This window comes from Streptomyces purpureus, assembly GCF_014648195.1.
Taxonomy (GTDB): domain Bacteria; phylum Actinomycetota; class Actinomycetes; order Streptomycetales; family Streptomycetaceae; genus Streptomyces; species Streptomyces purpureus.
This window is the reverse complement of sequence record NZ_BMQQ01000062.1, coordinates 1-9,090: the sequence shown is the minus strand read 5'-3', so window position 1 is coordinate 9,090 and position 9,090 is coordinate 1. Positions and strand designations below refer to the sequence as shown.

The 9,090-nt window shown below is 67.1% G+C and carries 11 protein-coding genes; 4 read left to right on the top strand and 7 right to left on the bottom strand.

Annotated features, from left to right (window positions below):
- Window positions 1-183: 183 nt before the first annotated feature.
- Window positions 184-546, top strand: a complete 363-nt coding sequence (locus tag IEZ01_RS34215) for a phage major capsid protein (RefSeq protein ID WP_078513400.1) — start codon at window positions 184-186, stop codon at window positions 544-546.
- Window positions 547-887: 341 nt separating this feature from the next.
- Here IEZ01_RS34215 and IEZ01_RS34210 read toward each other — a convergent pair whose 3' ends face one another.
- From IEZ01_RS34210 to IEZ01_RS34190, 6 genes are all read right to left on the bottom strand, one after another.
- Entirely contained in the window at window positions 888-1,097 is a 210-nt protein-coding gene (locus tag IEZ01_RS34210; RefSeq protein ID WP_019889119.1) for a DUF397 domain-containing protein, read from the bottom strand.
- Between the two features lie 612 nt (window positions 1,098-1,709).
- Window positions 1,710-2,012 (bottom strand): DUF7848 domain-containing protein, encoded by a 303-nt coding sequence (locus IEZ01_RS36240; RefSeq protein WP_444545503.1) that lies wholly within the window; start codon window positions 2,010-2,012, stop codon window positions 1,710-1,712.
- 279 nt (window positions 2,013-2,291) lie between these two features.
- The gene (locus tag IEZ01_RS34205) at window positions 2,292-3,143 is read right to left on the bottom strand and encodes a helix-turn-helix domain-containing protein (RefSeq protein ID WP_189205682.1); all 852 of its coding nucleotides are present in this window, start codon (window positions 3,141-3,143) and stop codon (window positions 2,292-2,294) included.
- Complete coding sequence (locus IEZ01_RS34200) at window positions 3,119-3,637, bottom strand: DUF6879 family protein (RefSeq protein ID WP_019889121.1); 519 nt, start codon at window positions 3,635-3,637, stop codon at window positions 3,119-3,121. Before IEZ01_RS34200 ends, IEZ01_RS34205 begins: the two co-directional genes overlap by 25 nt.
- Window positions 3,627-3,824 carry a hypothetical protein gene (locus tag IEZ01_RS34195; RefSeq protein ID WP_028797920.1) on the bottom strand — a complete coding sequence of 66 codons (198 nt, stop codon included), beginning with the start codon at window positions 3,822-3,824 and terminating at the stop codon, window positions 3,627-3,629. Before IEZ01_RS34195 ends, IEZ01_RS34200 begins: the two co-directional genes overlap by 11 nt.
- 218 nt (window positions 3,825-4,042) lie before the next feature.
- Entirely contained in the window at window positions 4,043-5,710 is a 1,668-nt protein-coding gene (locus tag IEZ01_RS34190) for a fumarate hydratase (RefSeq protein WP_189205680.1), read from the bottom strand.
- 246 nt (window positions 5,711-5,956) lie between these two features.
- Here IEZ01_RS34190 and IEZ01_RS34185 point away from each other — a divergent pair, with 246 nt between their 5' ends.
- Together IEZ01_RS34185 and IEZ01_RS34180 are read left to right on the top strand one after the other, a co-directional pair.
- Window positions 5,957-6,634 (top strand): DUF1707 SHOCT-like domain-containing protein, encoded by a 678-nt coding sequence (locus IEZ01_RS34185; protein ID WP_019889124.1) that lies wholly within the window; start codon window positions 5,957-5,959, stop codon window positions 6,632-6,634.
- A 163-nt stretch (window positions 6,635-6,797) separates the two neighbouring features.
- Complete coding sequence (locus IEZ01_RS34180) at window positions 6,798-7,169, top strand: WhiB family transcriptional regulator (RefSeq protein ID WP_019889125.1); 372 nt, start codon at window positions 6,798-6,800, stop codon at window positions 7,167-7,169.
- 120 nt (window positions 7,170-7,289) lie between these two features.
- On the opposite strand, the gene glpX is transcribed toward IEZ01_RS34180, so the two are convergent.
- On the bottom strand, window positions 7,290-8,321 hold the full coding sequence (gene glpX / locus IEZ01_RS34175) for a class II fructose-bisphosphatase (protein WP_019889126.1): 1,032 nt from the start codon (window positions 8,319-8,321) through the stop codon (window positions 7,290-7,292).
- A gap of 117 nt (window positions 8,322-8,438) precedes the next feature.
- Here glpX and IEZ01_RS34170 point away from each other — a divergent pair, with 117 nt between their 5' ends.
- Complete coding sequence (locus IEZ01_RS34170) at window positions 8,439-8,972, top strand: DUF4245 domain-containing protein (RefSeq protein WP_189205678.1); 534 nt, start codon at window positions 8,439-8,441, stop codon at window positions 8,970-8,972.
- The last annotated feature ends 118 nt before the right edge of the window (window positions 8,973-9,090 follow it).

The following is a 9,090-nucleotide window of genomic DNA, read 5'->3' as shown; positions in this document are numbered from 1 at the left end:
AACGTCGGCCTTCAAGACCACAACCAGGTCTTGAAGGCCGACGTCACGCGAGCCCCCGAATTCGCCAACAGCATCCGAAGGGGACCGAGGGGCGTCGAGGAGCGGTGAAGGGTCAGCCGAGACCCGGTCCGCGGACCGGAATGTGAGTGAACGTCGGCTCCGGGGCCGGATTCTGGAAGAAGTATTGAGGCTGCTGGTGCTGCTCCTGCCGTGATTTGGGCTAGCCCCGACCAGGCCAAGAGCCTCCGTAAGGCCCGCGAGAATGGGACGAACGGCGGGTACCTTGCCGGTCAGGTGACCGACCCGGTTGCTTCGCGCGGCCTGGGTCTCCCGATCCATGTTTCGGCGAATCTGCCCGCCCGCACGGTGATTGTTGCCGATCCGACCCGTATTCATATCGGGCTGCGATCGGATGTGCGCGTGGCGGTTTCCGAAGACTACGCCTTTGACAAGGACGTTACGGCTTTCCGTGCGACCTATCGGGTGGCGGGTCTTGCCGTTGATGCACCCTCCGCGCTGTACGTCATCAAGGCAGCCGCCAGCTAGTTCCACAGCAGTCCCAATTCCCTGAGCCCCCAGCCGCCGGCTGGGGGCTCATTTTGGGTTTTCGGGCCATTGAAGGGGAGTTGGTTCGAGGCAGCGGAAGGCCCCGCCCATACGCCGGGGGAGACGTACGGACGGGGCCAATTGGCGGCGGTCCCGCGTTCAGTGCTGACGCGGCCTGTGCGGCGTCCTGGTGACGGCGTCACGCCACCACCACAAGCCCCGGCAGACAGGCTCAGACAGTCCGGAGTGCGTCCCGCAGCGCGGGCACCATGGCAAGCCGCTCTCTGGGTCCGTCAGGCACTCAGCAGCGCATCGGGGGCACTTGCGCACGGGACCTTCTCTCAGGCGCTCAGGTCGAACTCTCCGCCCTTGATCGCGGCGGTGAGCGTCGCCCAGTCGGCGGGCGTCATGGTGACGATGGTGTCCGGCCGCTTGCTGTCCCGCAACGCCACCACCCCCGGCACGTTCAGAGCCACCTGCGGGCAGTTGTCCACTCGGGCGTCACGGCATGCCGCAGCCGTGACGAACTGGAATTCGGGCCGTTCGGTCATGGTGCTTTTCCCTTCGCCGAACAGCGGGGATTCGGTCCCCGCACCGCCGTGCGCCCGCCTCGGCCGCATGCCCTTCCTGTAGCAACGCGACCGAGGCGGGGTCCTGCCCTGCCCCCTGCCTACTCTCGGTGTGACGTAGGGCCGGAGTCGGATCGGTTATCCGGCAGGGGACAGGAGTGCGGTTCGGTGCGGTCGCACCGTGAGCGGTACCACTCGACTCGTTCGCGGCCGAAGATGCGTCCCCAGACGAGAACGAGGTAGCCGCCGCCCTCCTCCGGAAGGATTCGGCGGAGCGGTGCGAAATGGTTCCTGTCGCGGTTGTGTACCGGCAGGGTGCATACAGCCCATCGAGACAACTCCCCGTCGTACCTGGTCCCTTCGCGTGGAAGCCTCCGCGACTGCCACATATGAGCGATGCTCAACCAAGCCTTGGAGCCGCACTGCCGTTCCGTCATTCCGCTCTTTCCCCAGCCCAGTTCCTACAGTCGTGTGAGGTCACTCGGGCGCCCGTGTGGCGCGTTCACGGTCCGGACGATGCCGACCCCTGCCAGCCACGCGGGAAGGCGGCAGGGGCCGACACAGGGGCGCTGTCGCTCACGGGCGCCCCTTCCGTCATGCCGTGGTCGCAGACCCCTCACGGGGCCGACTGTGTTCCTCGCCGTCCCTTGGCATGCCGGGCGTTTCTCGCGGCTCGTCTCGTACGACGAATGTGAACGACGTACAGACGCGCCGGAACGACCGGTGATTACTTCGGCCCGTGTGGCTCATGCATTCCACATCGACCGCCGCCGCGTCCGTGGAGGGTGACGCCTCCCAGGCGCAACTAAGGCACTGCGCTTCATGGGTGATGTCTGTGTCCGGGTGCTGAATGATCCGGTGCAGGACGTGCCGGTATGCGGCTCGAATGGTGCCCATCACTTCTGCCCCCGGCGGTGGTGGCTCCCCGACTTCGGGTGAGCCGCCAACTCCACGTTGAGGTCAGTCACCGCAGAGAAATCCCCACGCTCCCGCGCCTCGGCGCGTTGCTTATCCAGCGCCGCACATACCCCGCATCCCGCAGCAGGCTGCGGAGGATCGGCGGGAAAAGACAGGTAGACGGGCTCTGCCATCGTCGTATTTGTCTCGCTCATCGCTGAATGCCTCCCGGCTCGGGTGTCCGTGGCAAGCAATGATTCCCCGGCCAGCCAACTATGCCTAGCTGGTTTCCTGTTCGCGCAAGAAGTCGTCCCGGACGCCTTCAAGCATGGCGCGCATCTCATCGCCAGAAAGTGCCATGGCTGCGAATCCCTCGAACTTGCGCACGTACAGTGCAACGTCCCTGGGGTCGGTCACGACGATTTCGGCGTGCACGGTCTCTACCGTAACCGTTCGATCATCTCGGATAACGAAGGCGTGATTGGCTATGTCCTCTTGGCGTGCGGACAAGGGGACGATGCGAATGCCTATGTTCGGCCGGCGGGACAGGAAGAGGAGCCTGTCAATCTGCTCCGCCATTCTCGCGGCTGACACGATGCGCCACCGCAGTACGGGCTCAGTGATAACGAACTGAAGACGCTTGCCTGAGTCGTAAAGCGCCTGCTGCCGCTCTATTCGGGAACTGATAGTCCGGGTAAGCATGTCCTCGCCGAGGTTATGCCTGGATAGAATCGCGCGGATGTACTCGGGGGTCTGTAGGAGGCCGGGCATCAAGGCCGGCTGGAAGAGTCGCAGCAGCGTCATTTCGGCCTCTAGCGCCCGCGTCTGCTGCTGTGCCTTATGTAAGCCCATGCGGCGGACGAGACGCCACGCTGTGGTCTCGGTTGCCGCCGCTCTGACTGCTTCTAGATACTCTTCCTTGACCTCGTCCGAAACGCCGATTGCCGTGAGGATGCGTTCAACGTCGGCGGCGGAGGGGGCGACCTTAGCCGTCTCGATCTTACTCAGCTTGCTCGCAGACATGACTGCGCTGCGGGCGACGGCTTTAGCTTCCTTCCCGGAGGCTTGCCTGAGCGCCCGCAGCGCGGCTCCTAGCTGTGCTCTGTTCACTCCCCGTACTTCGCCCACCATTCGGTGAACGGCACAGCGTGAGCTAAGGCCTTATCCCTGTAGGCCCGAAACTCTGCCGCCTGCTCAGCGGGCAGCACGTTTGCGCCGACGAAAGAGCCATCCGGCGCGTAGCTCATCACAGCCGGTGTGACATCATCGAAGAGCCAAAAGTCCGGGGCCCCTTGCAGGGGGTTGCTCTTCCCCGTGGTGTCGAGGATGAAGAATTCTTCTCCGCCGGTCACGTTCTTCTGGTAGCCCCAGCCCAGCTCGAACCGCAGATACGGGGTCAGCGGCCGAGACAGAACGTGAACGCGATACACGCGTTTACCCTCGCTGGTGTGGGAGCGGAGTTCGGCCACCCAGTCAGCGTTATAGCCGGTTGGCTGCGGCTTTCCGGCGAGGAAGGCTTGATAGGCATCTACGTTTCCCGACTTGCTGTAATCGTCCAGCGTCTCCAGGCGGAAGGCTTCCTGCTGGAAGGTGTCGAACAGTTCCCCCAGAGTCCTAGACGCCACGAAGACCCTTCCGGATGAGGTCGAAGATCAGCTGCTCCGGGATCTCGACCACGGTTTCGTGAGGCGGAATGTCGAGCCCGTGATCTGCCGGGGTCTCGCCCTGGACCAGCAGCGTGCCCCTGTCGGTCGTGTAGATCGTCGGGCAGTCCTTGAGGTCGCATGTGCTGACAAGCTTGGTCACCTTCACGGGGTTCCCCTCCTTGGCCTGCTGCGTCGTGTCCTGACCGATGCTTCCGACCAACTCACCTGAGGCGCAAGGGTTTCAAGTTTCCAGAACAGGAAACCGGCGGCGGTGGGGTCGCCCGGCCCGCTTCACTGTCTCGGGGGCGGCCCCAGACGGGCAGGTACGACAAGAGCCCCCGGCGGTGGACTCCGGGGGCTCTCTAGGGGCGGGGGAGTGCTGGGCTACGCCAGACCGGGACCGCGTACCGGGATGCTGGTGAACGTCGGCTGCTCGGGTTCACGCGAGGTGAAGAAGTCGTTGCCCTTGTCGTCCACCACGATGAACGCCGGGAAGTCCTCGACCTCGATCTTCCAGACCGCCTCCATGCCGAGCTCCTCGTACTCGACGACCTCGACCTTCTTGATGCAGTCCTGCGCCAGACGCGCCGCCGGGCCGCCGATCGAGCCCAGGTAGAAGCCGCCGTGCGTACCGCACGCGTCCGTGACCTGCTTCGAGCGGTTGCCCTTGGCCAGCATGACCTTCGAGCCGCCCGCCGCCTGGAACTGCTCCACGTACGAGTCCATCCGCCCGGCCGTCGTCGGGCCGAAGGAGCCGGACGCGTAACCCTCCGGCGTCTTCGCCGGGCCGGCGTAGTAGACCGGGTGGTCCTTCAGGTACTGCGGCATCTCCTCGCCCGCGTCGAGGCGCTCCTTGATCTTGGCGTGCGCGATGTCGCGCGCCACGACCAGCGGTCCGGTGAGCGACAGCCGGGTCTTGACCGGGTACTTCGTCAGCTCGGCGAGGATCTCGTCCATCGGCTGGTTCAGGTCGATCTTGACGACGTCGCCCGCGTCCAGGTGCGCGTCCTCGGTCTCCGGCAGGAAACGCGCCGGGTCCGTCTCCAGCTGCTCCAGGAAGACACCCTCGGCGGTGATCTTGGCGACGGCCTGCCGGTCGGCCGAGCAGGACACCGCGATCGCGACCGGCAGCGAGGCGCCGTGCCGCGGCAGACGCACCACGCGGACGTCGTGGCAGAAGTACTTGCCGCCGAACTGCGCGCCGATGCCGATTTTCTGCGTCAGCTCGAAGACCTTCTTCTCCAGCTCCTCGTCCCGGAAGCCGTGGCCGAGCTCGGAGCCCTCGGACGGCAGCTCGTCCAGGTAGTGCGCGGAGGCGTACTTCGCGGTCTTCAGGGCGAACTCGGCCGACGTGCCGCCGACCACGATCGCGAGGTGGTACGGCGGGCACGCGGCCGTACCGAGCGAGCGGATCTTCTCCTCCAGGAACTTCATCATGGAGGCCTCGTTGAGGACCGCCTTGGTCTCCTGGTAGAGGAAGGACTTGTTGGCCGAGCCGCCGCCCTTGGCCATGAAGAGGAACTTGTAGGCGCCGCCGTCGGTCGCGTACAGCTCGATCTGGGCCGGCAGGTTGGAGCCGGTGTTCTTCTCCTCCCACATGGTGAGAGGAGCCATCTGCGAGTAGCGCAGGTTCAGCTTGGTGTACGCGTCGTAGATGCCGCGCGACAGGGCCTTCTCGTCCTCACCTTCGGTGAGGACGTTCTGCCCGCGCTTGCCCATCACGATCGCCGTGCCGGTGTCCTGGCACATCGGCAGCACGCCCGCGGCGGCGATGTTCGCGTTCTTCAGCAGGTCGAGCGCGACGAACTTGTCGTTGCTCGACGCCTCCGGGTCGTCGATGATCTTCCGCAGCTGGGCGAGGTGCGCCGGCCGCAGATAGTGCTGGATGTCGTGGATGGCCTCGGCGGCGAGCTTGCGCAGCGCCTCCGGCTCGACCTTGAGGAACGTACGGCCGTCGGCCTCGAAGGTGGAGACACCTTCGGCGGTCACCAGGCGGTAGGGCGTGGTGTCCTCTCCCAGGGGGAGCAGATCGGAGTACGCAAACTCTGGCATGGCAGCCATTCCTCACTCGGCAGACAGCTGCGCCGCCTCCGTTGGCGGCGCGTCCACAAGCGTAAGACGGCCAGTACGTCCCGATCCTGTGAGGTAAGGCTCACTTCCCGCGGAGCGGGGTCGTGGGAGGGGCCTCGGGTGGGGGCTCGGCGGGTCCTGCGGGTCCCGCGGGAATGGCGGGGGTGGGCGGGGCGCCCCGGCCGCGCCCCCTAGTCGCGATCTATCGCGTTTCGCTAGGGTGGTGCCGTGGACCTCGAAAAGAAGCCCGAGCAGACGCCCCGTCAGCCGGTCGCCCCCGCCGCACCGGCCGACACCCTGCGCGCCTCGGACGCCGACCGGGACCGGATCGCGGACATCCTCAGGGACGCCCTCGCCGAGGGGCGGATCGACCCGGAGGAGCACTCGGAGCGGATCGACGCCGTCTACCGCGCCAAGACCGTCGGTGAGCTGGAGCCGCTCGTACGGGACCTGCCGGCCGCCCGCACGGCCCAGCACCCCGCGCCGGACTACTCCTACGGCCCCGAGGAGACCGGCGGCCCCGCCGACAACCTGGTCGCGGTCTTCTCCAGCTCGACCCGCAAGGGTCGCTGGCGCGTCGGGCGCAGGACCAACGCCTTCGCGCTCTTCGGCAGCATCGAGATCGACCTTACCGAGGCGATCTTCGCCCAGCGGCTCTCCACCATCAACGCCACCTCGATCTTCGGGAACGTGGAGGTGCGGGTCCCGGAGAACGTCTCGCTGCGCGGCAGCGGCACCGGCGTCTTCGGCAACTTCGAGGTCGTGACCCTGGAGGGCGCCGACCCGCAGGCCCCGGTGGTGGTCGTCAACGGCTACTCGGTCTTCGGCAACGTCGAGGCGAAGCCGAAGCGGGGCAAGGTGATCGCCGACCTGCGCGACCGGCTGCGCAAGCACCTGGGCCACTGACCGCCGGCCACCCCCGTCACGGTCCGGCGGTGTGACCGGAATTCGCCGCCCCGGGTTCCGTATTTCGGAACTGAGTACCACTCGGTGCTTATCGGCACGCACAGCGGGTAGGGCTTGCTGCATCGTCTCTTCTCGCTTGCGAAGCCGTCGTCAGGAGTGGACCGTGCTGCAACTGCCGCATCAGCCCCTACAGGTCGCCGCCCTTCCGCCCCAGCGACTGCCCGCGCGGGAGGATCAGGACGGCCCCTGGCACACGGAGGCTGTCTGCCGCCGGGACGAGGCGGGCCTCTTCTTCGCCCCCTCCAAGGAGCCGACCGCCGCCCGGCTCTCCCGCGAGGAGGCCGCCAAGCGTGTCTGCGCCCGCTGCCCCGTGATGGTCGAGTGCCGGGAGCACGCGCTGCTCCAGCCCGAGCCGTACGGCGTGTGGGGCGGGCTCACCGCCGCCGAGCGCCGCGTCGTGCTCGCCCGCCGCCGCCGGCGCGAGGTCGAGCTCAGGAAGGCCGCCGCGGCCGAGCGGATCGCCGCCGCGGGCTGACGGCGCCGGTACGGCACCTGTCCGCCAGGCCCGGGTCCGTACGGGAAGGGGCGCCCCCACCGCACATGGGGGCGCCCCTCTTCGTCCTGGTCCCGCTTCGGCGGGTCGTCCCGCCCGGTGCTACTTCGCGCGGTCGAAGTCGATCTTGCTGTAGGCGCGCAGCTTCGAGAGCCGGTGCGTCGAGTCGATCTGGCGGATCGTGCCCGACTTCGAGCGCATGACCAGCGACGACGTGGTCGCGGTCTCGGAGCGGTAGCGGACACCGCGCAGCAGCTCGCCGTCGGTGATGCCGGTCGCGACGAAGAAGACGTTCTCACCGCTGACGAGGTCGTTGGTCGAGAGCACCCGGTCGAGGTCGTGGCCCGCGTCGATCGCCTTCTGGCGCTCCGCGTCGTCCTTCGGCCACAGCTTGCCCTGGATGACACCGCCCAGGCACTTGATGGCGCAGGCCGAGATGATGCCCTCGGGCGTACCGCCGATGCCCAGGAGCATGTCGACGCCGGTGCCCTCGCGGACGGCCATGATCGAACCGGCCACGTCGCCGTCCGAGATGAACTTGATCCGGGCGCCGGTCTCGCGGATCTCCTTGACGATGCCCTCGTGGCGGGGGCGGTCAAGGATCACGACCGTGACGTCCTCGGCGGACATGTTCTTGGCCTTGGCGACCCGGCGGATGTTCACCGAGACCGGGGCGTTGATGTCGACGAAGTCGGCCGCCTCGGGGCCCGTGACCAGCTTGTCCATGTAGAACACGGCGGACGGGTCGAACATCGTGCCGCGGTCGGCGGCGGCGAGCACCGCGATGGCGTTCGGCATGCCCTTGGCGTTGAGCGTCGTGCCGTCGATCGGGTCGACGGCGATGTCGACCTCGGCGCCGGTGCCGTCGCCGATGCGCTCCCCGTTGTAGAGCATGGGGGCTTCGTCCTTCTCGCCCTCGCCGATGACGACGACGCCGTTCATCGAGACGGTGGAGACGAGGGTCCGCATGGCGTTCACGGCCGCGCCGTCGGCACCGATCTTGTCGCCGCGGCCGACCCAGCGGCCGGCCGCCATGGCGGCGGCCTCGGTGACCCGGACCAGTTCCAGGGCCAGGTTGCGGTCAGGAGCCTCGGGGGAAACCTCGAGCTCGGACGGCAGATGATGCTCGGTCATCGGAGCGCACCTTTCTGTACGGCGACGGCCGGGAAAAAGAGGGTGCTGCGACTCTATCGGTAGGTCGACATATTGAGCAGAGGGGCCCACGTATGAGCAGAACACCGTGATGCGAACATGGTGGGCGTGGCAGGTACGCGAGGCAAGCAGACAGTACGCGGGATGATCAAGTCGATGGCGGTCATCCTCGCCGCCGCGGGCGTGATGTATCTCTTCATCCCGCACGACGAATCGGCGGACCCGGTCAAGGCCGTGGACTACCGGATCGAGCTCCTGACGGCCCAGCGCGCGGCCCCGTACCCGGTGCTGGCGCCGGAGGGCCTCGGCGAGGGCTGGAAGGCCACCACGGTCTCGTACAAGCGCGAGAAGAACGACGCGTGGCAGCTGGGCTTCCTGGACCCGGACACGCAGTACGTGGCGATCCACCAGTCGACCGAGGACCCGAAGAAGTACATCCCCCGGGTCACCCAGCAGGCCGCGGACACGGGCAAGACCCAGACGGTGGCCGGCGGAACCTGGCAGCGCTGGGAGGGCCCGAAGTACGACGCCCTCGTACGTACGGACGGCAAGGTCACCACGCTGGTGACGGGAACGGCGTCCTTCGACCGCCTGGCCCAGATGGCGGCGGCGCTCCAGTCGAAGAAGGCGTGAGGCACGACGACGGTCTGAGACACGACGAAGCCCCGGGCGAGGGGCGGATTCTTGGGGTCCTCGCAACACCTGATGGCCTACGTGGTCGTCAGTAGATCACGCAGGCGCTCGGCTGGGG

What these genes read in the sequence shown, in the direction of transcription:
- IEZ01_RS34210 (WP_019889119.1), bottom strand. Translation starts at nt 1,097, where the DNA reads ATGACCGAACGGCCCGAATTCCAGTTCGTCACGGCTGCGGCATGCCGT.
- IEZ01_RS36240 (WP_444545503.1), bottom strand. Translation starts at nt 2,012, where the DNA reads ATGGGCACCATTCGAGCCGCATACCGGCACGTCCTGCACCGGATCATT.
- IEZ01_RS34205 (WP_189205682.1), bottom strand. Translation starts at nt 3,143, where the DNA reads ATGGTGGGCGAAGTACGGGGAGTGAACAGAGCACAGCTAGGAGCCGCG.
- IEZ01_RS34190 (WP_189205680.1), bottom strand. Translation starts at nt 5,710, where the DNA reads ATGCCAGAGTTTGCGTACTCCGATCTGCTCCCCCTGGGAGAGGACACC.
- glpX (WP_019889126.1), bottom strand. Translation starts at nt 8,321, where the DNA reads ATGACCGAGCATCATCTGCCGTCCGAGCTCGAGGTTTCCCCCGAGGCT.
- IEZ01_RS34170 (WP_189205678.1), top strand. Translation starts at nt 8,439, where the DNA reads ATGGTGGGCGTGGCAGGTACGCGAGGCAAGCAGACAGTACGCGGGATG.